18 protein-coding genes and 1 pseudogene are annotated in these 21,408 nt (G+C 72.5%); 9 read left to right on the plus strand and 10 right to left on the minus strand.

The annotated features are described in order from the left end of the window. Positions 1-35: 35 nt before the first annotated feature. On the minus strand, positions 36-1,187 hold the full coding sequence (locus AB0O19_RS30790; protein ID WP_363624250.1) for a serine hydrolase domain-containing protein: 1,152 nt from the start codon (positions 1,185-1,187) through the stop codon (positions 36-38). Between the two features lie 198 nt (positions 1,188-1,385). Here AB0O19_RS30790 and AB0O19_RS30795 point away from each other — a divergent pair, with 198 nt between their 5' ends. From AB0O19_RS30795 to AB0O19_RS30805, 3 genes are all read left to right on the plus strand, one after another. Further along, entirely contained in the window at positions 1,386-1,727 is a 342-nt protein-coding gene (locus AB0O19_RS30795) for a PadR family transcriptional regulator (protein ID WP_363624252.1), read from the plus strand. After that, positions 1,724-2,626: a hypothetical protein gene (locus tag AB0O19_RS30800; protein WP_363624254.1), complete on the plus strand. Its 903-nt coding sequence runs from the start codon at positions 1,724-1,726 to the stop codon at positions 2,624-2,626. Before AB0O19_RS30795 ends, AB0O19_RS30800 begins: the two co-directional genes overlap by 4 nt. Before the next feature lie 476 nt (positions 2,627-3,102). After that, on the plus strand, positions 3,103-3,903 hold the full coding sequence (locus AB0O19_RS30805; RefSeq protein WP_363624256.1) for a maleylpyruvate isomerase family mycothiol-dependent enzyme: 801 nt from the start codon (positions 3,103-3,105) through the stop codon (positions 3,901-3,903). A 134-nt stretch (positions 3,904-4,037) separates the two neighbouring features. On the opposite strand, the pseudogene AB0O19_RS30810 reads toward AB0O19_RS30805, so the two are convergent. Next, positions 4,038-4,217: pseudogene (locus tag AB0O19_RS30810) on the minus strand (hypothetical protein); the annotation flags it as partial. 414 nt (positions 4,218-4,631) lie between these two features. Here AB0O19_RS30810 and AB0O19_RS30815 point away from each other — a divergent pair. The 5 genes from AB0O19_RS30815 (at position 4,632) to AB0O19_RS30835 (ending at position 11,943) form a co-directional block, all read left to right on the plus strand. After that, the gene (locus AB0O19_RS30815; RefSeq protein ID WP_363624258.1) at positions 4,632-5,600 is read left to right on the plus strand and encodes a DUF4184 family protein; all 969 of its coding nucleotides are present in this window, start codon (positions 4,632-4,634) and stop codon (positions 5,598-5,600) included. Positions 5,601-5,609: 9 nt separating this feature from the next. Then, positions 5,610-8,768: a BTAD domain-containing putative transcriptional regulator gene (locus tag AB0O19_RS30820; RefSeq protein ID WP_363624260.1), complete on the plus strand. Its 3,159-nt coding sequence runs from the start codon at positions 5,610-5,612 to the stop codon at positions 8,766-8,768. Between the two features lie 383 nt (positions 8,769-9,151). Further along, positions 9,152-10,315 (plus strand): alpha-hydroxy-acid oxidizing protein, encoded by a 1,164-nt coding sequence (locus AB0O19_RS30825; RefSeq protein ID WP_363624262.1) that lies wholly within the window; start codon positions 9,152-9,154, stop codon positions 10,313-10,315. A 381-nt stretch (positions 10,316-10,696) separates the two neighbouring features. Further along, positions 10,697-11,599 (plus strand): 2OG-Fe dioxygenase family protein, encoded by a 903-nt coding sequence (locus tag AB0O19_RS30830; RefSeq protein ID WP_363585508.1) that lies wholly within the window; start codon positions 10,697-10,699, stop codon positions 11,597-11,599. Beyond that, the gene (locus AB0O19_RS30835; protein ID WP_363624264.1) at positions 11,599-11,943 is read left to right on the plus strand and encodes a tRNA-binding protein; all 345 of its coding nucleotides are present in this window, start codon (positions 11,599-11,601) and stop codon (positions 11,941-11,943) included. Before AB0O19_RS30830 ends, AB0O19_RS30835 begins: the two co-directional genes overlap by 1 nt. A gap of 405 nt (positions 11,944-12,348) precedes the next feature. Here the strand turns inward: AB0O19_RS30835 and AB0O19_RS30840 are convergent, their stop codons facing one another. After that, complete coding sequence (locus tag AB0O19_RS30840) at positions 12,349-13,539, minus strand: agmatine deiminase family protein (RefSeq protein ID WP_363624266.1); 1,191 nt, start codon at positions 13,537-13,539, stop codon at positions 12,349-12,351. A gap of 145 nt (positions 13,540-13,684) precedes the next feature. On the opposite strand from AB0O19_RS30840, the gene AB0O19_RS30845 reads away from it, so the two are divergent. After that, complete coding sequence (locus tag AB0O19_RS30845; RefSeq protein ID WP_363624268.1) at positions 13,685-14,356, plus strand: TetR/AcrR family transcriptional regulator; 672 nt, start codon at positions 13,685-13,687, stop codon at positions 14,354-14,356. Positions 14,357-14,464: 108 nt separating this feature from the next. Here AB0O19_RS30845 and AB0O19_RS30850 read toward each other — a convergent pair whose 3' ends face one another. The 7 genes from AB0O19_RS30850 to AB0O19_RS30880 form a co-directional block, all read right to left on the minus strand. Next, a complete protein-coding gene (locus AB0O19_RS30850) occupies positions 14,465-15,262 on the minus strand; it encodes an ABC transporter ATP-binding protein (RefSeq protein ID WP_363624270.1) in 798 nt (265 codons plus the stop codon). Between the two features lie 79 nt (positions 15,263-15,341). After that, positions 15,342-16,316: an ABC transporter ATP-binding protein gene (locus tag AB0O19_RS30855; protein WP_363585513.1), complete on the minus strand. Its 975-nt coding sequence runs from the start codon at positions 16,314-16,316 to the stop codon at positions 15,342-15,344. Continuing rightward, positions 16,313-17,167 carry an ABC transporter permease gene (locus AB0O19_RS30860; protein ID WP_363624272.1) on the minus strand — a complete coding sequence of 285 codons (855 nt, stop codon included), beginning with the start codon at positions 17,165-17,167 and terminating at the stop codon, positions 16,313-16,315. Before AB0O19_RS30860 ends, AB0O19_RS30855 begins: the two co-directional genes overlap by 4 nt. Then, on the minus strand, positions 17,164-18,123 hold the full coding sequence (locus AB0O19_RS30865; protein WP_363624274.1) for an ABC transporter permease: 960 nt from the start codon (positions 18,121-18,123) through the stop codon (positions 17,164-17,166). The genes AB0O19_RS30860 and AB0O19_RS30865 overlap by 4 nt, the downstream gene beginning before the upstream one ends. Before the next feature lie 73 nt (positions 18,124-18,196). After that, a complete protein-coding gene (locus AB0O19_RS30870) occupies positions 18,197-19,855 on the minus strand; it encodes an ABC transporter substrate-binding protein (protein WP_363624276.1) in 1,659 nt (552 codons plus the stop codon). Positions 19,856-20,000: 145 nt separating this feature from the next. After that, complete coding sequence (locus AB0O19_RS30875) at positions 20,001-20,999, minus strand: agmatine deiminase family protein (protein WP_363624278.1); 999 nt, start codon at positions 20,997-20,999, stop codon at positions 20,001-20,003. 87 nt (positions 21,000-21,086) lie between these two features. Further along, on the minus strand, positions 21,087-21,329 hold the full coding sequence (locus tag AB0O19_RS30880; protein WP_363624280.1) for an agmatine deiminase family protein: 243 nt from the start codon (positions 21,327-21,329) through the stop codon (positions 21,087-21,089). Positions 21,330-21,408: the final 79 nt, after the last annotated feature.

Here is a 21,408-nt window from a genome sequence, read left to right on the forward strand (position 1 = left end):
CCCGGCAGGAGGACTCGGTATCGCGGCGGTGCATGTCACCGGGTGGCGGCGGCCTGGTAGAGGGTGCGGATCAGGCGGTCGTTCTCCGGGCCGGCGGCGGCGGGGAAGGGGGTGCGGCGGCGGGTGTAGCCGTAGGCGATGCCGTTGCGCGGGTCGGCGAAGGCCTGCTGGCCGCCCGCGCCGCTGTGGCCGAACGAGCCCTGGCCGAGCTGCGGGTAGTACTCGGAGGTGGCGTGGAAGCCGATGGTGAAGGCCTTCTGCTCGCCGAGGACCACGTCGTGGCCGATGGACTGGATCTGCCCGGCCAGCGCGAGCGTCTCCGGCTTGAGCAGGGGGGCCGTGCCGTCGACCGATCCGATCGCGACGGCGTACATCCGGGCCAGGCCGCGCGCCGAGGCCGTCCCGCCGAACGAGGCCGTCCCCAAGGTGCGGACGGCCGGGAAGTTGGGCAGCTCCCACACCTCCGGGTTCTGCGGGTGATGGCGGTTGAAGGCGATGCCGGACAGGCTGTTCGGGGCGCTCGCGGACGCGGTCAGCGCGGCCAGCCGCTCGGGAGTGACCACCATCGGCCGGGCACTGAGGAACCGCGGTTCGTGCTCCTGCGGCAGCCCGAGGTGGAAGTCGACCCCGTACGCGTCGCGCACCCGCTCGGCGAACAGCTCCTGGACGCTGCGCCCGGTGGCACGGCGCACCACCTCGCCGCTGAGCGCGCCCATGACCAGCGCGTGGTAGCCGAAGGCGGTGCCCGGCCGCCAGTAGGGGCGCTGCGCACCGAGGCGCTCGGCGACGATCCGGTCGTCGGCGAGTTCCTCGATCGTGAACCCCGTGTCCGCGCCGACCAAGCCGGCCCGGTGCGCCAGCAGCTCGCGCAGCGTCACGTCCCCCTTGCCCTCCAGCGCGAACTGCGGCCAGTAGTGGCCGACTTTCTGCTCCAGGTCCAGCACGCCTTCCTGGACGAGGGACGCGACGACCAGGTGCGTGGCGCCCTTGGACGCGGAGTACGCGCCGAACAGTGAGTCCGCGGTGGTTTCCGGGCCCGTCCACAGGTCGACGACCCGTTCCCCGTGCCGGTAGGCGACGAGTTGCGCGGCGTGGTCGCCGCCCTCCCCGGCCGCGACCGCGGCGAACTCCTCACGGACCGACTCGAATCCTTCGGCCACCGTGCCCCGCACCATGTTCTCCTCCATCAGCGCTTCCTCCCGGCTCGATCACGACAGGGACGTCGACAGGCGGCCACGACCGCAACCCACGTGGCCGCCCGTCGAATGCATCCTTCCCACCGAGGGAGCCCGCGTGACCACGACGGGCGGCCCTGTCGTGCGCACCTCGCCTCGGCCCCGGCCGACCGCGTTGAGATGGTCCGGCGGAGTGACTATCTTCGTGAGGTGAGTGAACGTGTGATGCAAGAGCCCACCCTGATGGTGCTGACCGCCCTCGCGGACGCGCCCCGGCACGGATACGCCATCGCGCAGGAGGTCAAGACGATGACCGGCGGCCGGGTCGCGCTGCGCACGGGTGCGCTGTACGGGGCCCTGGACCGGCTGCTGGCCGACGGCCTGATCGACATCGACCGCGAGGAGATCGTCGACGGCCGGGCCCGGCGGATCTTCACCTTGTCCCCGGCGGGGCGGGAGCGGCTCGCGGTGGAGGCCGAGCGCCTGGCCGCGGCGGCGAAGGAGGCCACCCGCCGCCTGTCCGTCGCCGAGCCGCCGGCGGCCTCCGCATGATCGAGCGCGTCCTGCGGCTCTATCCCGCCGCCTACCGCCGGGCCCACGGCGGGGAGATCGTCGCGACCTTCCGCGAGATGACCGCGGGCGAGCCGCTGGGTTCGCGGCTGCGGGAGGGCGCGGGTCTGGCGGCGCACGCGATGAGGATGCGGATGGGGCTGGGCACGGCCGCTCCCGTCGCGAAGGTCCTCGCGCTGGCGTACCCCTTCGCGCTGGCCGCCGCGGCCGCCGCCTGCGGCCTGCACCTGCTGACCTGGTACGCCGACGTCGTCTCCTCGCCCGCCCCGTTGGGGGTGCGACTCGGAGCCGACCTGTCGGGGGCGTGGGGCGCGCTGCTCGTCTCGTCGCTGGTCGTGGTCGCGGGGGCGGTGGCGGCGCTGGCCGGCCGGTGGCGCTTCGGGGTGCCCTGCGCGGTGGCCGGGCTGCTCTCCTTCGCGGTGGCCGCGGTGGTCAGCGGGCCGGGGTTCGGTGACCCGGTGGTCACCCCGGCCGCGATGGTCCTGGCGGCGGCCGTGCTGCTCGCCTGCCCGCAGGACCGGCGGGCGGAGGGCGTCGCGGCGGGGCGGGCGGGCGCGGCCGCCGCCGTGGTCGCGCTCGTGGTCGTGCCGCGGGCGGCCGTCGCCGCGCACGGGGTGCCGTGGGTCAGCACCGACTACGGGTGCTGGCCGCTGGTCGTCCTCGCCGCGACCGGTGTCGCGCTGACCTGGTCCAGTGGATCGCGGGGCGGCCGCGAGCTGGCGGCGATGGCCCTGGCCTCCCCGCCGCTGCTCGCCCACGCCTACACGGTGGCGTGGGGCGAGGCGGCTGTCGTCGCGTGCCTGGTGGCCGCGTTGCCGGCCACCGCGGTGGCCGCCGGGCTCGCCGGCCGCCTGAAGCGAAGCGGTCGCATCCTCCGCTGACCGGCAGCTCGGGGACGGTGCAGCTGGGCGATGACCGGCACGCGGTTCCCGCCGGCCGAGGCCAGCAACATCATCGCCCGCCGGTAGCGCACCGAACCCGAACTCGCTCACGCAGACGACGATCCGAGTCCCGCACACGGTCGCATCTGCCGGTACGGTGACACGACCGTACTCACTGCGGTCCTGGGCGTCTCGCTCGGTCGCACACCGCGTGGCGAAGTCGTCCTCGAGGCGCGACACAGGGTCTCCGAACAGCGCGCACCGGGTGGACGTCACGTCGCCGAGGTGCCCGGCCGTGCGGCGAGGCCAGGGCACCCACCGGTACGACGCCTGGCGTACCGCCACCACCGGCGTCCTCGCAGCAGTGCGCAGCTCGTCACCCGAGCGGTGGGAGGCGAGGACGTCCGCAGCGGCCAACCGGCGGCGACTGTGAAAATCGCTGCCCGATCACCGGAGCACGGTGATAGACATCCGGCGTGGAAAAGAATCTTGAGTTCCCTGACCTGCTGCGACTGATCGATGAACGGTCGACCGCATTCCGCGCCGCGGTCGCCGCCGCGCCCAGTCTTGACGCACAGGTGCCGACCTGCCCCGGGTGGACGCTGTTCGATCTGGTGAAGCACCTGAGTGGGGGAGACCGTTTCTGGGCCGCCATCGTCGGCGCGGGGCCCGCCGACGCGCCTCCGGCCGAGGCCGTCGCCGCGCGCGCCGCGCTGGAAGTGCCGCGGGAGCGTGAGGCCCTTCTGGCCTGGCTGGCCGCGTCGACGCAGCTTCTGCTGGGCGCCCTGCGCGAGGCCGGACCGGAGAGCGGTTGCTGGACGTGGTGGCCCGCGTCGCAGTCGCCGCCAACCTCCGGCGGTGTCGCCCGGCACCGGGTCCAGGAGACCGCGGTGCACACGTACGACGCCCAGCTCGCCTGGGGCGCCCCGCAGCCGCTGCCGGTCGAGGTGGTACTCGACGGTGTGGAGGAGTTCCTGTTCACCGTCTGCGGAACGCCGAGTGCCTGGCCGCACAAGCCCACGGCCTTCGACTTCCACGCCGCCGAGGGCCGCTCCTGGCGCCTCACCGTCGACGGCGACGGCGCACGCACCACCCGCATCCCCGCGCCCACCGCCGCGACCGGCGAGGACTCGGACGCAGCCGGCGCCTCCGTCCACGGCACGGCCAGTGAGCTGGTTCTCTACCTGTACGACCGGATCCAGGCCGACTCCTTGCACGTTGACGGAGACGCAGGGCTGCTCGACCTGCTCCGCGCCTGGGAGCCGGAGGAGAAGTAGGACGTAGCGGGGGCGGGGGCGGGGGCCGGGCCTCGAGCCGGTAGGACACGATTCTTCGCCGCCTCCGCCGGTTCGGGCCGCGCCGGTTGCACACCGGGAGCCGGCAGACCCTCGGAGGCGGCGGTGCCGACGACGGCGTCGTTGCCCGGGGCCAGTACCTCGCCAGCGCGTGAGCGGGCGATGGCCCACTCGTTCCACTCCCGCTCGGCCGCGGCCAGCTCCGCCTGGAGGCGGTCGGCCTCCTCCCGCAGATCGTCGACACGACGGCGAGCGGTGAGCTCACGCTGTTCCAGCAGTCCCACGACCGACGGCATCCTCGACCTCCACCAAAGCGAGGACACGACACGTCACCACTGCCACGAGACCGCCGACCCTATGCCTGACCAGCGAGAACGCAGTCCTCAAGCCCGGAAAGACGACAACCTCTCTGCACCGGGAAGTCGGGTTCGACCGGGTGGCGTTCGGTGCTTCCTTCCAGGGCATCGAGTTCGCGGGTGGTGAGGGTTGGCTTCTGCGAGCGGACCCGCCGCGACCGTGACGGGGAGGATGCCGGATTCCGGACGGCGTTCAGGCCCATCTGGCCTATCAGGCCTTGGGCATCGACAGCACGGTCGCCCGCCGCAGCCGGAGCCGCGAGGGATGACGCGGCGCATCCGCCAGAGGTCATTAGTCCGTTTGACGTAGCATTCCGTTTGACGGACTATTGGGGTCTGCGCGAGAGGATGCTCATGCCGTTCACCCTGGCCCACCCCGCGGCCGTACTGCCGTTGCTGCGGAGACCCTTCAGCCGGGCCGCGCTGGTCGCCGGAGCCGTCGCACCGGACCTGCCCTACTTCGTCGTCACCACGGGACTGCCCGTCAGCGCGCAGTCCTGGTACGAACCCTTCGTCAACGCCACGACCTCGCACAGCGCTCCGGGCGCCGTCACCGTCGCCCTGCCGTACGCCCTTGCCCTGTGGGGACTGCTCCGCGCCGGCGAACGCCCGCTGGCGTCCCTGCTGCCGCTGCCGCTGCCGGAGCCGGTGCCGGTGCCGCTGCCGGAGCCCAGCGCCGCGTCGCGGCTCCGCACTGCCGGCGCGCTGGCGCGGCGAGCCGGGTGGATCGTGCTGTCCGCCCTGATCGGCATCGCCACGCACCTGGTCTGGGACGCCTTCACCCACTTCGACGGCTTCGTGGTCACCCGTACGCCCTGGCTCAACTCCACACTGGTGGGCGGCCTCACCTGGGCGCGGGCGTTGCAGCACGCGAGCACGATCGGCGGCCTGGCCGCCATCGCGGTGTACGTGTGGCCGAGGCGGGCCCGCTTCCTCTCCGCTGAGGGCCGCACGAAGCCCGTCGGTGAAACCCGGCGCCCCGTCCTCCTCGCCATGGCCCTGGTCACGCTCGTCGGAGCCGTCGCCCACGCCTGGCGGTGGCTCGCCGGCCCGGAGGCGGTGACCGACGGGCTGCCGCTGAGCGCCGTGGTCGAAGGGGTGCTGTCCGACGCGGCGAAGGGCGCGGGCGCCGGCCTGATCGGCAGCCTGACCCTGTACGTCCTCATGTGGTGGAGTCGGCGCGCCCTTGCGGCAACCCGCCTCCGCCGGGTCAGAGTTGACGCAGTACGCCCGGGCCCGCAGGGAGAACGCGGGGCCGTTCACCGACAATCGGAACACCAGGCAGAGTCCGATGGCCGGAGCGGTACCCGGCCGACCAGATGAGGGGAACACGTGCGTCCAGATCATGATCAGGATTCGCTGAGCTTCGCGTTACTCGGCGAGCTGCGGGTCCGGCGCGCCGGCACGGACCTGTACCTCGGCGGCCCGCAGCAGCGGTCGGTACTGGCCGCCCTGCTGCTGCGCCCGAACGCGGTCGTGACGGTCGACGAGCTGATCGACGGCCTGTGGGGAGACCGGCTGCCCGGTGCGCCCGACACCAGCTTGCGCACCTACGTGTGGCAGCTGCGGAACCTGCTGGAGCCCGTGCGCACGGCGCCCAGGGTGCTGGTCTCCCGAACGGGCGGCTACCGTCTGGCCGTCGAGCCGGACCGCGTGGACCTGTGGCGGGTCAAGCGCTTGCAGGAACTGGCCGGGACGTGCGCCGCCGAGCGCCCGCGGGACGCCCGGAACGCACTGGGAGAAGCCCTGGCCCAGTGGCGCGGGGAGCCGCTCGCCGGCCTGCCGGGGCCGCTCATGTGCCGCGAGCGGGAACGGCTTTCGAGGCTGCGCCTCACCCTCCTGGAGGAGCGCCTCGCCCTCGACGTGGCCCTCGACGCTCCCTCCGGCTACCTGTCGGAGCTGGAGCAGCTGGCCGGTGACCACCCGCTCCACGAGCGCCTCCAGGAACTGCTCATCCGCGCGCTGCACCGGCAAGGGCGGGCGTCCGAGGCGTGTGCGGTCTACGACGCGCTTCGATTACGGCTGGTGGAGCAGCTGGGGATCGAACCGGCGCCCGCGCTCACGGAGTTGTGTCACGATCTGGGTGTGGATGCCGCCATGCGATCGAGGGCCGCTGAACCCGGTCCGGGCTTACGCCCAGACGTACCGTTATCGCCCGCGTCGGCTGACCGAGGCGCCGAACGAGACGTCGAACGAGACGTCGACCGCGGCGCCGAACGAGACGTCGACCGCAGCGCGGGCGATGCGGCCGACAGTGAAGCCCTGGACCAACTCCCTCCGGTGCTGGCACAGTTCATCGGACGGCAGGAGCACATCGCCGGAATCGGACAAGCGCTGACCGGGCAAGCACCGGCCGGACGGACCAGCCCCGCACTGCGACTGGTGACCGTGACCGGGATGGCCGGGGTGGGGAAGACGACCCTCGCGGTGCGAGCCGCCCACACCGTGCGCCCGGACTTCCCCGACGGCCGGCTGTACGCGGATCTGCGCGGCGCCGACCTGGTGCCCGCGAACGCGTCCGACATCCTGGCGGACTTCCTGACAACGCTGGGCGTCCGGGCGGCAGTTGTGCCCAAGGACCTCGAAAGCAGGTCGGCGCTGTTCCGGACCGCCAGCGCGGGACGACGGCTGCTCATCCTCCTGGACAACGCACGCGACGGGGCCCAGATCCAGCCGTTGCTGCCCGGCTCGTCGGACTGCGCCGTCATCGTCACCAGTCGCACGGTGCTCACCAGCGTGCCGTCGGTCCTGCACGTCGCGCTGGACGTGTTCAGCGAGCCCGAGGCGATCGGCCTGCTCGACTCGGTCATCGGCGCGGCACGCCGGTCCGGACAGGGCCCCCAGGCCAGGATGCTGGTCGATGCCTGCGGCCGGCTCCCCCTGGCCGTACGGATCGCCGCGGCCCGGCTCGCCGCCACCCCGGACCAGCCGATCGCCGAACTCGTCCGGAGCCTGGCCGACGACCGCGAGGGCATCGACGCCCTGCGCACGGGCGACCTGGCGATCGAGCAGGTCTTCGAGCTCAGCTACCGGCTGCTCCCACCACCCCTGGCCACGGCGTTCCGGATGCTCTCCTGGGCGGAGCCCGACCTCGGTCTGGCGTCGGCAGCCGCAGTCCTGGGCCTGGCGGAGTACCAGGCGGAGCGGCTCGCGGAGTCGCTGGTGGACCAGGCGCTGCTGGAGTCGACGGGCGCCGGGCGCTACCGCTACCACGACCTGGTGCGCGCCTTCGCCCGCCGGGCGTCGCTGCGGACCGGCGACCACGAACGGGCCGGCGCCCAGCAGCGGCTGCTGACCCATCTGCTCGGCTGCGCCCGTACGGCCTTCACCCTCGCCGTACCCGGCGACCCGGTCGCCGACGTCTTCGGCGAGCCGCTCCAGCAGTCGGCCGCCCCGGCTTCCTTGCGCCCCTCGGTATCCCCGGTATCCCCGGTATCCCCGGTATCCCCGGTCTTCGCGGATCTGGCGGACGCCCGCCGGTGGGCCCGGACCGAGACACCCGGCGCCGTGGCGCTCGCGGCCGCCGTCGCGACGGACACCCTGCGCGCCCTCGCCGACGGCCGGCCCTCGGCGATGACCGACCTGCGGGCGGCCGTCAACCTGCTGATCGCCCTCAGCCCGCTCGGCCTCGGCGCCGTCGGCGGCCGAGCGGAAGACGCCACCCGCACGCTGATCGCCGCCGCCGTCGCGGCCGGCGACCGTTGCGCGGAGGGCCGGTCGCGGTTCCTCCTCGGCACGGTCCTGCTGGCCCGGGCCCGGCTCGGCGAGGCCGGCGCACAGGCCCGGCAGGCGGCCGAAGCCTGCCGGGAGGCGGAGGACCCGGCCGTTCTCCGGCAAGCCCTCAACGACCTGGGCCTCATCGCCCAGGCCGAGGGCCGGCACGAGGAGGCGATCGCCGCCTTCGACGAGGCGGTGGCGCTCGCCCGGCAGCTCGGCCACCGGTCCGGCGAGGTGGCGAGCACCGCGAACGCGGCCCTGTCCCGCATCCGCACCGGCCACGTGGCCACGGCGGTTCAGACCTGTCGGCGGATCCTCGCCGAACCCGGGGGGACCGCCGACGTCGCGATGACCGCGTACGTGCACTACGTCCTCGGCCTCGCCTACCAGGAACTGGGCCGACTCGACGACGCCGCGGCGCAGCTGCGGTCCTGCATCTGCTGCGCGGGCGTCACCGGCGATCTCAACCGGGAGTCGGCCGCCCGAAGCCGCCTGGCCGACGTCCTGCGCCTGCTCGGACGGCTCGACGAGGCCGTTCAGCAGGCGGAGCGGGCACTGGACCTCGCAGAAGCAGGTGGGCGACAGCGCGAACGCGCTCTCGCCCACCTGGTGTTGGCCCATGCGATGACCGCCCGCAGCGACCACCACGCCGCCCGGCATCAGGAAGCGAAGGCGCGCCTACTGCTCAGCCGCCTCAGCGCCCCGGAGGCCGCCGACGTGACGTCGATGCTGGCCGCCCTGGCGACCGCCGACCGGACCCCTCACCCCCGGTAGCGGATGACGAGACCGGTGCCGTTCCACGCGATGCGCCCCGAGAGGCAGTGCACGTCGGCCGACCCGCCGCAGGCCTGCGCCGACGGCTCGGTCGGCGAGCCCTGTCGCACGGGGGCCCCCGCGCCCACGGCAACAGCGCCCACCACCGGCACCAGCACGGCCGCACCGGCAACAGCCGTACGGACAACAATCGTTCGAAACACGGATGACGCTCCCTACGTACCTATGGCAAGACGTCCGAACGCTCGCAGGGGCCGGTAGACATCAGATCAACGCAACCGTCACTCCCGTCTCTCCCGTCACTCCCGCACACGCACACGCACACGCACACGGACACGCACACGCACACCGCACCGCACCGCACCAACAGGAGGTTGGGAACCATGGCCCAGCAGTTCGGTGACTACCAGAACGAGATCTACTTCGAGGGCCTGCGCGGGGTGCAGCCCGCCCTGCCGATGACGTACGCCGGGCTGGAGGCCGGGGCGCAGGCCGCCCTCCCCCCGTCGATCTGGTCGTACGTGGCCGGCGGCGCGGGGGACGAGCACACCCAGCGCGCCAACGTCCGGGCCTTCGAGCGGTGGGGCCTCTACCCCCGGATGATGGTCGGCGCCGCCCGTCGCGACCTGACCGTCGAACTTTTCGGCCACACCCTGCCCTCGCCGCTGTTCCTGGCGCCGGTCGGCGTGATCGGCCTCTGCGCCCAGGACGGCCACGGAGACCTCGCAGCCGCCAGGGCCGCCGCCCGCACCGGCGTGCCGATGGTGGCCTCCACCCTCACCGTCGACCCGCTGGAGCAGGTCGCGGCCGAGTTCGGCGGCACGCCCGGCTTCTTCCAGCTCTACACCCCGACCGACCGCGACCTCGCCGCCAGCCTGGTGCACCGCGCGGAGGCGGCCGGCTTCCGGGGCATCGTGGTCACCCTGGACACCTGGATCACCGGCTGGCGCCCGCGCGACCTCGCCACCTCCAACTTCCCCCAGCTGCGCGGCCACTGCCTGGCGAACTACTTCACCGACCCGGTCTTCCGGGCCCGCCTGGCCAAGGCCCCCGAGGAGGATCCGGGCGCGGCGATCCTGGAGTGGGCCGGTATCTTCGGCAACCCGCTGACCTGGGACGACCTGCCGTGGCTGCGCTCGCTCACCGACCTGCCGATCATCCTCAAGGGCGTCTGTCACCCCGAGGACGTCCGCCGGGCCCGGGACGGCGGCGTCGACGGCCTCTACTGCTCCAACCACGGTGGCCGCCAGGCCAACGGAGGCCTGCCCGCCCTGGACGCGCTGCCCGCCGTGGTCGAGGCGGCGGGCGCTCTGCCGGTGCTCTTCGACTCCGGGGTGCGCAGCGGCGCCGACGTGGTCAAGGCGCTCGCCCTCGGCGCCACCGCGGTCGGCGTCGGCCGCCCGTACGCGTACGGGCTGGCGCTCGGCGGCGAGGACGGCATCGTGCACGTGCTGCGCTCACTGCTGGCGGAGGCCGACCTGCTCATGGCGGTCGACGGCTACCCGGCCCTGGCCGACCTGACCCGCGAGGCGCTGGTGCGCCTCTGAGACGCAGACGGCCGACGGCCGACGGCCGACGGCCGAAATTCACGACACGTATTCGGTGGCGATGCGGTCCGTGCTTCCCCGGACTACGTGAACCCGGTTGTGTGAAAGCGGTCCTGACCGGATCTTTGTGGTCGGCTTTGACCGTCAGGAGTTCATGTGTATGACTGGCCGTCACTTGACTGTGATCTGCGGGTTCGTGGAGCCGTCAAGACCTTGAATCAGCCATGACGCGCACGTAGATCCATCGTTGACTGATCATTGATCAGCTGCTCGTAGGTTTTTCTCGTCGGAGGCGATCGGTTCCGCCCCAGGGTGGACGTCACCGATGACGCGAGAGCCTTCGGGGAGTCGTCCCCTGAACCGGAACGGAGTATTCATTCTATGAACACCAACGACCTCGACCAGGTCATATCCGAGTTGACCCGGATCAAGAAGGAGTATGTCGAGCAGCGTTCGGCTTTCGTCCCTGGAGAGCGCATGGCCGGCTTACTGAAGGGGCTCGGTGCCACCGATGCCGACCTGGCCCAGCTCCAGCGGGTGAGCGACGACCTGCCGGACGACCCCACCCTCCCCTTCCGCCAGTCGAAGAACGGCCGCTTCCACTTCGACGTGAAGAACGGGACGATCGACCGGGGCGAATTCCAGCCGTTCGCGCTCTCGGCGGACGAGGACTTCGTACGCCATGACTCCGGACAGAAGCGTGAGTTCGCGGAGGTAGGTGACGACCTCCAGCTGAACCGGGCCTTCCAGGGGCTGCTCCTGTTCAAGGCGTTCATGGTCCAGGACGTGGAGATCGCGCACCGCCCGAAGCTGGACTACGACTACCCCGGCTGGGTGTGCACCCTGTTCAACCTGCGGACCGTCACCACGCCCGAACTCGTCGGCGAGCCCGCCCTCGAAGGGGTGCACAGCGACGGCGTGGACCACACCATGACCACGCTGCTCGGCAGTGAGAACATGACCGCCGACAGCGCGATCACCTTCCTCCACGACATGCGGCAGATCAACGCGGTCCGCTGGGACGAGGTCGAGCCGGAGCTCGTCGTGGGCCAGTACCAGCACCGCCACTTCCTCGACACCATGCTGGTCGTCGACCACGAGCGGAAGCACAGCCTCTCCCCGGTGGTCGCCGCCGACCCGCAGCAGACCTCCACCAGGGATATGCTGATCTTCTTCACGCGGAAGCCCGCCCTGGAGGGTCACATCTCCCACACGCACGACTCCCTCGCCTGCCACTCCGCCCTGCCGATGTCGGTCGGGTTGCTTCCCTCGGTGATGGTCTGATGGCGGCGGACGGGATCACGATCACCGACTTCCTGGACGTCGACATCCGTGCGGGCCGGATCGTCCGCGCCGAGGCGTTCCCGCGCGCCCGCCGGCCCGCGTACAAGCTGTGGATCGACTTCGGCGAGCTGGGCGTTCGGAAGTCCAGCGCCCAGATCACCGACCTGTACGCGCTCGATGACCTCGAAGGCCGCCTGGTGATGGCCGTGGTGAACCTCCCGCCCCGGCAGGTCGCGGACTTCATGTCCGAGGTCCTCGTCCTCGGAGTGCCGGGCGAGGGCGGCGGCGACGTGGTCCTGATCGCCCCGGACCGGGAGGTCAAGCCGGGAGCGCGGCTGCTCTGACGGCGAACCGGCAGGTCACCGGCCGGACGACCGGACCGGGCCGGGGACGCCGCGGAGGAGCGGCCTGACGTCACCCCGCGGGAGCCCGGGGGAGATTCCCCCGGGCTTCCCGACCGGCCGGCCCGGTCCCGTTCGTGGAGGGTGAACAACCTCTTCCGGCGCACCCCCGCCGGCCGGGTCCTGCACTGATCGTTCAAAACTCCGTCCGCGCATGCCGGGGAAGCCGGGGCCGGTCGGGGCGGGGGTGATCCTGGCGTCCAGGGTGGGCAGGGCGCTGACGATGTCGCGGTGGACGAGGTGTTCGGGCGTGCCGGCCGGACGCCCGGGGCAGTTGCGGGGTGGCCGGCGCGCACGCCTGCGCGTGGCCGGTGGGCCGCGCCGGTGTGCGCGCCGCTCCGCCGGGTGTCAGACGGCGGGCTGTTGCTGGGTGACGCAGTGGATGCCGCCGCCGCCGGCGCCGAGGTAGTCGATGTCGAGCTGCTCGACGGTGCGTCCGGGGAAGAGCCGGGCCAGGGTCGCCCGGGCGGCGGCGTCGGCCGTGCTGTCTCCGAACTGGGCGGAGATCACGGCGCCGTTGCACGCGTAGTAGTTGGCGTAGGAGGCGACGAAGTTCTGGTTGGTGGAGCGGATCTTGTCGTAGTCCGGGCCCTGGAGTCTGGTCACCGCGGTCGGACCGCCTGCGGCCGTCGTGGCGGCGGACAGGATCTGGTACTGCTCGCGCGCGTCGCTGGCCCACGCGTCGGTGTCGGTCGCCAGCGGCATCTGGACCAGCCCGGCGCCGGGGGCGAGGAAGCGCGAGGTGGCGTCGACGTGGTCGTCGGTGATGTCCTGGTTCCTGATGCCGGTGAACCAGATGACCTTGGACGCGCCGTAGGCCTGGCACATCGCGGTCTCGATCTGCGCCTGGCTCATCCCGGGGTTGCGGTTGTCGTTGACGATGCTGCTGCGGGTGGCCATCAGGGTGCCGGCGCCGTCCTGTTCGATGGCGCCGCCTTCGGCGATCAGGCCGGCGGCGGTGAACGGCACCCCGACGTAGGCGGCGATGCGCCGGGCGACCAGCGCGTCGTTGGCGTGGGTCTGCCGGTTTCCCCAGCCGTTGAAGTTGAGGCCGACGGCGTCGAGGGCTCCCGGCCCGTCGGTGCGGAAGACCGGGCCGGTGTCGCGCATCCAGCAGTCGTCGACGGGGATGGTGGTGATCACGGTGACCGACGAGCCGCACAGGGAGCGGGCCTTGGCGGCGCTCGCGGGGTTGGCGCACATGATGACCGGCTCGTACTTGGCGATGGTCCTGGCGATCAGCGCGATGTTCGACTGGACGCCGCCGAGCTGGCTGCGCCAGATCGCGGTGCTGTCGGGCCAGGCCATCCAGGTCCGGGTGTGCCGCGCGCCGTCGATCGGGACGGCGAACGCACCCGCCAGTGCGGTGTCCTCGCTGCGGGAGCTGCGGGAGCTGCGGAGGCCGGCCGCCGCGGCGGCTGAGCCTGCCGCCGACGTCACGGCCAGGCCGGCGGCGGTGAGGCCGGCCGCGGTGAGGAACTGTCGTCTGCCCAGGCCGGGCCTGTCCAGGCCGGGTCTGCTCGGGACGTGATCGTTCATCGGGTCCTCCGGTCAACTGCCCGTCTCGGCAACGGGATTGACTCGAAAGGTAGAACTAACCGAGCGCTCGGTCAATTATCTGCGCATCATCGGACGAGGATTTCTGGAGCGGGGGCGTGGGTCGGACACGCCCTAGAGTTGCGCCATGGCGACAGGCGAGAAGGAACAGGTTCAGGCGGCCCCCGTGGTTCCGCAGGGGCGCACGCGCTCGTCGGCCAAGGGGGAGCAGACCCGGTCACGGCTCGTCTCCGCCGCCCGGACCCTGCTGGCCGGCGAGAGCGCCGGGCGCTTCACCACGCGCAACGTCGCCGCGCTGTGCGGCGTTTCGCACGGGATGTGCCACTACCACTTCCGCGACCGCACCGATCTGATCGTGGCGGTGATCGAGGACATCCGGCCGGAGTGGATCTCCCCGCTGGAGGAAGCGGTGGACGGCCCCGGCGACTTCGCCGAGCGGGCCGAGCGCGTGATCGGCCTGCTGACCCGGGGCGAGAGCCCGGACCTGTCGCACCTGCACGCGGCCCTGCACTGGCACGCCCTCAACGACGAACGCGTCCGGGGGAGTCTGGAGCAGGAGTACCTGCGCTGGCGGTCGTGCTTCGTCCGGCTCTTCCAGGTGCTCGCCGACGAGCGGGGCGGCGGCATCGACCCGCGACCCCTGGGCGAGGCGGTCGCGGCGGCGGTGGACGGCCTCGCGGCCATCCAGTCCCTCGACTCGAACGTGGACGCGGCGACGGTGCTGGGGACGCTGGTGCGCGCGCTCGCCGAAGCACCGTCCGGGACGGCACAGGCCCCGGCCGACGCCGGGACGGCATAGGCCCCGGCGTCGTTCGTCCGTCGGTCGGACGACACCGGGGCCCCGTGGAGTCCGCCGACCCCGCGGGACCCCGGCAGTCCGGAGGGCCCGGCAGTCCGGAGGGCCCGGCTACAGGGCCCGGCGGGCGGCCGCGATGGACCGCGGGTCCCAGCCCGGCCTGGGCACGGAGTCGAGCAGCAGCCGGGTGTAGGCGTGCCGGGGCCGGGCGAGGACCTCGGCGGTGGGGCCGGACTCGACGATCCGGCCGTGCCGCATCACGACCACCTCGTCCGTGACGCACCGGACGACGCCCAGGTCGTGGGTGATGAACAGGTAGCCGATGCCGGTCTGTTCGCGGATGTCGGCGAGCAGGTTGAGGATCTGCGCCTGCACCGAGACGTCGAGGGCGGCCACCGCCTCGTCGAGGACGAGGACGGCGGGCTCGACGGCCAGCGCGCGGGCGATGGCGACGCGCTGGCGCTGGCCGCCGGAGAGCTGGCGGGGCAGGGCCTCGGCCTCGCGCTCGCCGAGGCCGACCTGGTCGAGGAGTTCGGCGATCCGGCGGGGGTGGTCCGCGTCGGGGAAGTGCAGCCTGAGCGTTTCGCGCAGCGCGGCGCCGACGCTGGTGCGGGCGTCGAGGGACAGGTACGGGTCCTGGAAGACCATCTGGACCTCGCGGGCGCGGGCCAGCCGGTGGGCCCGGCCGCGCCGGTGCTCGGTGCGGTCCCGGCCGTGCACCAGGACGCGCCCGGAGTCCGCCCGTTCGAGCCCGACGACGATCCGGGCGGTGGTGGTCTTGCCCGACCCCGACTCGCCGACGATGCCCAGCGATCCGCCTTCGGCCAGGGTGAAGGAGACGTTGTCGACCGCCTGGACGCTCCCGTAGGCGCGGTGCAGGCCGACGGCCTCCAGGACGGTCTTCGGCATCGTCGGCTCTCCTCCGGGGCTCGTCGTGACGCGGCTCGTCGTGGCGGGGCTGGTCGTGGTGCGGCTACCGGCAGTGCTCCTAGGCATCGGCGGTCACCTCCGCGACGCGGTCGCCGTGGTGGCAGGCTGCCCGCCGGGCCGGCTCGTCGGCGAGCGGCAGCAGGGCCGGCGCCCGCTCGGTGCACACCTCGGTCGCGAGCGGGCAGCGGGCGGCGAAGGGGCAACCCGTCAGGTCCTCGCGCAGGCTCGGTGGCCTGCCGCCGATGGCGGCCAGCCGGCCCCGGGGGGTGTCCAGGCGGGGGGTGGAGGCGAGCAGCGCGGCCGTGTAGGGGTGGCGCGGCCGCTCGAACAGGGCCTCGGCGGGCCCGGTTTCGGCGATCCGCCCCGCGTACATGACGTAGACGCGGTCGCTGATGGCGGCGGCGAGTCCGAGGTCGTGGGTGACGAAGACCAGTGCGGTGCCGAAGCGTTCGCGCAGGTCGCCGAGGAGGGCGACGACCTCGGCCTGGGTGGTGACGTCCAGCGCGGTGGTGGCCTCGTCGGCGAGGATCAGGGCGGGGTCGCCCATCAGCGCCCCCGCGATCATGACGCGTTGCAGCATGCCGCCGGACAGCTGCCCCGGGTACCTGCCGAGCGTGGTCTCCGGGAGCCCGACGGCGGCCAGCATCTCCGCGGCCCGTCCGGCGGCGGCGTCGGCCCCGCCGGGGCCCCGGCGGCTGGTCTCGGTGAGGAAGTCGCCGATGCGCCGGAGCGGGTTGACGGAGGCGCGCGGGTCCTGGAAGACCATGGCCGCGGTGTCGGTGCGCAGGCGGCGCAGTTGCTCCGGGCTCATGGTGAGGACGTCGTCGCCGTTGACGCGCACGACGCCCTCGGTGGTGGCGCCGCGCGGCAGCAGCCCGAGGACGCTGCGGGAGGTGAGGCTCTTGCCGGAGCCGGATTCGCCGACGAGGGCGACGGTCTCGCGGGCGTCGACGGTGAGGTCGACGCCGTCGAGGACGGGCCGGGCCGTGCCGGGCAGACGCAGCCGCAGGCCCTGGATGTCGAGGACGTTCAACGGTCCCTCCTGGCGACCTGGTCGGCCCAGCGTTCGCCGACGACGTTGAAGGCGACGACGGTCAGCACGATGGCGACGCAGGGCAGGATCGCCGACAGCGGGTAGCCGTGCTGGATGGCGGTCTGGCCGTCGAAGACCATGCGGCCCCAGTCGGGGGTGAGCGCCGGGACGCCGAGTCCGAGGAAGGAGAGGCCGGCGAGGTCGATCAGGGCGTAGCCGAAGTTGATGGTGGACTGGGCGAGGACGACGGGGGCGATGCCGGGGATGATGTGGCGCAGGCAGATCTGGAGCCCGGAATGGCCCTGGACGCGGTAGGCCTCGACGTAGGGGCGGGAGCGTTCGGCGAGGACGAGTGAGCGGCTGAGGCGGCTGACGTAGGGCAGGTAGGCGATGGCGAGGGCGATCACCGGGGCGATCAGGCCCTCGCCGTAGACCGCGACGATCAGGATCGCCAGCAGCATGCCGGGGAAGGCGAAGACCAGTTCGGTGGAGCGGGACAGGACGGAGTCGAGCCAGCCGCCCCGCCAGGCCGCGGTGACGCCGATGGCGACGCCGGCCAGGGTGGAGAAGGCGACCACTCCGAGCGGGCCGAGCAGCGAGGTGCGGGCGCCGAGCATCAGCCGGGACAGGGTGTCCCGGCCGGCGGCGTCGACGCCGAGCAGGTGGTCGCCGGAGGGGCCGGCGAGGGCGTTGCCCAGGTCGACGGCGTTCGGGTCGTACGGGGCGAGCCAGGAGGCGAGCGCGGCGACCAGGACGACCACGGCGACGAGGCCGAGGCAGAGGTGGTACAGGGGTGCCCGGGCGGTGCGCAGGCGGGCGAGGCCGGGGCGGCGCAGGACGGTGGTGCTCATGCGGCGGACCTCTTCGGCGCGAGGGTGACCCTGGGGTCGACCAGCGGGTGCAGCAGGTCGACGACGAGGTTCACCGCCATGAACAGCCCCACCATGAGCAGGGAGATCGCCTGCACGGTGGGGAAGTCCTTGGTGGTGGTGGACAGTTCGAGGAGCTGGCCGATGCCGCCGACGCTGAACGCGGACTCGACCAGGACGGTGCACACCAGCAGGGTGGAGACGATCAGGCCTCCCGTGGTCAGGACGGTGCCCAGGGCGTTGCGGAACACGTGCCGGCGGATCACCTCGTGCTCGGCGACGCCCCGGCTGCGGGCCACGGTGACGTGCTCCTGGCCGAGGACCTCCTGCATCGCGGCGCGGGTGACCCGGGCGAGCATGCCGATCAGGTAGAGCGCCAGCGCGACGGCGGGCAGGGCCAGGTGCCACAGCATCTGGCCGGGTCCGTCGCCGGTGCCGCCGGTCGGGAACCAGCCCAGCTTCACCGCGAACAGGCCCTGCAGCAGGACGGCCGCGACGAAGGACGGGGTGCCGACGGCCACGGTGGTGGCGACCAGGACGGTCGAGTCCACGGCGCCGCCGCGGACGGCCCCGATCCAGCCGAGGAGCAGTCCGACGGCGACGACCAGGAGCAGGGCCATGGTGACGAGCAGGAGGGTGGCGGGCAGCCGGTCGGCCAGCAGCCGCGACACGTCGGTGCGGTAGGTGATGGAGCGGCCGAAGTCGCCGTGGACGATCTGGCCGAGCCAGCGCAGGTACTGCAGCAGGAACGGTTCGTCCAGGTGGTACTGGTCGTTGATCGCCTTGAGTGCCTCGGGTGAGGCGGAGCGGCCCGAGAGCAGGAAGCTGGCCGGGTTGCCCGGCGCCAGGTACATCGCGCCGAAGATCACGAAGGAGGCGCCGAGGAGGGTGGCCGCCATCTCGGCCAGCCGTCGTGCGGTGAAGCGCAGGAAGCTCACGTGGAGGCCCTCACGTCCGGGGGCGGGGCGGCGGCCGGGAGGACCGGCCGCCGCACGGTGGATCCGGGAGACGTCACTGGGCCGATCCCACGTCGGCCGCCCACGGGTAGTACATGTAGGAGATGGTGGTCGGGGCGCCGGTGATCCTCTTGTTGAGGAACACGGCGGTGGGCCACTCGGCGACCGGGATCCACAGCAACTGGTCGGACGCGGTCTTCTGGAGCTGCGCTTCGAGGGTGAAGCGCTCCGCCGGGTCGGCGGCGGCGGTCGCCTTGTCGACCAGGTCGTCGTAGGCCTGGTCGCTGTAGCCGGCGAAGTTCTGGTAGGCGCCGGTCTTGAAGTTGGCCAGCAGGTCCAGCGGGTCGGTGATGGAGTCGTAGTACGTCTCCGGGAACAGGTCGATGCCCTCGCGCGCCTTCGCGTCCGTGAACAGCGCGGTGAACGCGTTGGGCGCGATCGTCTTGAGCTGGACGTCGAGACCGATCCTGGCGCCGGCCGACTGGACGGCGGTGGCCAGCAGCGAGACGTCCTGGCCGATGGAGCTGGTCGCGACCGTGACGGTCTTTCCGGTGGCGCCGGCCTCCTTGACCAGGGCCTTGGCCCGGTCGATGTCCGGGGCGGTCGGGGTGAGCCCCTCGAACGCCTCCTTCCTGACGTCCGGCGGCGCCGCGGCCCAGGCCGCGCGGGAGGTGAGGGAGCCGGTGGCGCTGCCGGCGCCGGCGAGCCCGGTGCGCACGAAGCCGGAGCGGTCGAGGGCCAGTGACAGCGCCTTGCGGACACGGACGTCGCCGAGCACGCCCTTCATGTCGGTGACGTTGACGTTGACCGTGCTGAGGCCCTCGCCGAAGTAGAGGGTGCCCACGCCGCTCCTGCTCAGGCGGTCGTAGCTCTCGGTCGGGATCAGGTAGCCGCCGTCCGCCTCACCGCTGATCATGGCGTTGACGCGCGCCGAGGGGTCGGTCAGGAAGCGGAAGTCGACCTTCGCGGACTTGGCCTTGGTGCCCCAGTAGCCGTCGAAGCGCCGCAGCTGGATGGACTGGCCCTTGTTCCAGGAGCCGAGCTGGTAGGGGCCGGTGCAGTCCAGGCTGCCGGAGGTGCCGTAGTCCTTGCCGGCCGCCTCGATGCCGACCTTGGACGCGACGACGCCCGCGGCCGTGGCCATGTACTGGTTGAACTGCGAGTCGGGCTGCTTGAGTTTGACGGTGACCTGGAGCGGGCCGCTCTTGGTGACGGTGCTGACGTTCTGGAACTGCTGGGCCCAGGCCGCCGCGTTGTCGGGGTTCATCTGCCGGCCGAGGCTGTACACCACGTCGTCGGCGGTCATCACGCCGCCGTCGTGGAAGTGCACGTCGGGCCGCAGGTCGTAGACCCAGGTGGTGGGGTCGGGGCTGGTCGTCCTCGCTGCGAGCCCGGGGGCCAGGGTCAGCTGCGGGGTCCACCGCATCAGGCTCTCGCACACGTTGGACAGGATGGTGTTCTGCGGGTAGTCGAACGCCGAGATGTAGTCGAGGGTCGGCGGCTCGGCGTACACGGCCCAGCTGAACGAGTCGAGCCGGCCCTTGGCGGCCGGGGTGTCGGCGGACAGCTTGTACGCCTGGTCGCCGCTGCCTCCGTCACCGGTCTTCGGCGGCCCGGCGCAGGCGGCGACCAGGGCGAAGGCTGCCAGGGCGGCGGCCGGCAGGGCGTGGCGGCGGTGCGGGGATCTGTGCTCCGGGCGCTGGCTTCGTGGCATCGAGGGTTCTTTCTTCCAGGCTCAACGGGGGTCCGGCGGGCGGGGGGAGGGGGTGGCCCCGGCAGCACGGGTTCGCTGCCCGGGCCGCGGCGACGGGCGCGGCGAGGGGTGGGGCGAGGGGCGGGTGGCTGGGCGGGCGGGCGGCTCAGGCGGTGGGCACCTGCTGGGTGATGCAGTGGACACCGCCGCCGCCGTAGGCGATCACCCGGGAGCGGACCCCGACGACCTTGCGCCCGGGCAGGGCGGCCGCAATGGCGGCGAGGGCCCCCTCGTCCTCCGGGACGTCGGCGACCGGGACGACGACGCCGCCGTTGGCGATGTAGAAGTTGAGGTAGCCGACCTCGACGTCGGTGCCGTTGACCTCGACGAAGGCGCTCTGCGGGACTTCGAGGATCTCCAGCTTGCGGCCCCGGGCGTCGGTGGCGGCGGCCAGGACGGCGTGGTTGGCGCGCATGCGCTCGTGGTCGGGGTGGTCGGGGTCGGCGGGGAGCTGGACGATCACCTTGCCGGGGGCGACGAACGCGCAGACGCCGTCCACGTGGCCGTCGGTCTCGGTGTCCAGCAGACCGCCGTACGGCAGCCAGATGATCGTGCTGACGCCGAGCTTCGCGATCAGTTCGGCCTCGATCTCCTCCTTGCTCATCCCCGGGTTGCGGTTCGGGTTGAGCAGGCACTGCTCGGTGGTGATCAGCGTGCCCTCGCCGTCGACCGTGATCGCCCCGCCTTCGAGGATCATCCGGGAGTCGACGCGCTCGACGCCCAGGCGCTCCAGCAGCCGCCCGGCGATCAGGTCGTCGGTGTCGTACGGGTGGTGCTTGCCGCCCCAGGCGTTGAAGCGGAAGTCCACACCGGCCCGCCGGCCGTCCTCGCCGAGGACGAAGATCGGCCCGGAGTCGCGGAACCACGAGTCGTCGATGGGGAGTTCCACGACCTCGACGCCCTGCCCGCACAGCTCCTGCGCCTCGGCGCCCCGGCCTGGCAGCGCGACCATCGTGACCGGCTCGAACTCGGCGATCGCCCGGGCGACCTGGGAGTACTCCCGCTTGGCCTCCTCGAAGGTCTCCCCCCAGAGGTCCGACCTGGTCGGCCAGGCCATCAGGCACCCGTCGTGGGGGGTCCACTCGGCCGGCATCTGGAACGTCATGACGGATCCTTCTCTCTTGTTTTAATTTTCAGTCAGGATGGGGTCGAGAGTGGCCGACCGAGGTGGTCGGCGGGGGCTCGGCCGCGCTCAGCCGGCGGGCGGTACGGCGGGCTGCGACTGGGTGGAGCAGTGGATGTCGCCGCCGCTCGCGATGTCGTCGATGTCGGGCTGGACCACGGTGCGGTCGGGGTACTTGGCCTGGAGGATCGCGTAGGCGACCCCGTCCGCGTAGCGCCGAATCCGAGCAGGCCGCGGCGGGTGGGAACGGGCGTGTCCAAGAGGACTCCCTTGAGGGCGGGAGGTGTGGGGTGACGCACATCTTGGCTGCAACTAAAAATTCAGTCAATACCCGATACATACGGTATCGCGGGTTTCCTTGCCGCACCGGCCTGCCGTGAGCCCGCCGCGA

Origin of the sequence: Kitasatospora sp. NPDC091276, assembly GCF_040684355.1 — a bacterium.
In the GTDB taxonomy this organism is placed as follows: domain Bacteria; phylum Actinomycetota; class Actinomycetes; order Streptomycetales; family Streptomycetaceae; genus Kitasatospora.

What these genes read in the sequence shown, in the direction of transcription:
- AB0O19_RS30790 (WP_363624250.1), bottom strand. Translation starts at nt 1,187, where the DNA reads ATGGAGGAGAACATGGTGCGGGGCACGGTGGCCGAAGGATTCGAGTCG.
- AB0O19_RS30800 (WP_363624254.1), top strand. Translation starts at nt 1,724, where the DNA reads ATGATCGAGCGCGTCCTGCGGCTCTATCCCGCCGCCTACCGCCGGGCC.
- AB0O19_RS30815 (WP_363624258.1), top strand. Translation starts at nt 4,632, where the DNA reads ATGCCGTTCACCCTGGCCCACCCCGCGGCCGTACTGCCGTTGCTGCGG.
- AB0O19_RS30825 (WP_363624262.1), top strand. Translation starts at nt 9,152, where the DNA reads ATGGCCCAGCAGTTCGGTGACTACCAGAACGAGATCTACTTCGAGGGC.
- AB0O19_RS30830 (WP_363585508.1), top strand. Translation starts at nt 10,697, where the DNA reads ATGAACACCAACGACCTCGACCAGGTCATATCCGAGTTGACCCGGATC.
- AB0O19_RS30835 (WP_363624264.1), top strand. Translation starts at nt 11,599, where the DNA reads ATGGCGGCGGACGGGATCACGATCACCGACTTCCTGGACGTCGACATC.
- AB0O19_RS30840 (WP_363624266.1), bottom strand. Translation starts at nt 13,539, where the DNA reads ATGAACGATCACGTCCCGAGCAGACCCGGCCTGGACAGGCCCGGCCTG.
- AB0O19_RS30845 (WP_363624268.1), top strand. Translation starts at nt 13,685, where the DNA reads ATGGCGACAGGCGAGAAGGAACAGGTTCAGGCGGCCCCCGTGGTTCCG.
- AB0O19_RS30850 (WP_363624270.1), bottom strand. Translation starts at nt 15,262, where the DNA reads ATGCCGAAGACCGTCCTGGAGGCCGTCGGCCTGCACCGCGCCTACGGG.
- AB0O19_RS30860 (WP_363624272.1), bottom strand. Translation starts at nt 17,167, where the DNA reads ATGAGCACCACCGTCCTGCGCCGCCCCGGCCTCGCCCGCCTGCGCACC.
- AB0O19_RS30870 (WP_363624276.1), bottom strand. Translation starts at nt 19,855, where the DNA reads ATGCCACGAAGCCAGCGCCCGGAGCACAGATCCCCGCACCGCCGCCAC.
- AB0O19_RS30875 (WP_363624278.1), bottom strand. Translation starts at nt 20,999, where the DNA reads ATGACGTTCCAGATGCCGGCCGAGTGGACCCCCCACGACGGGTGCCTG.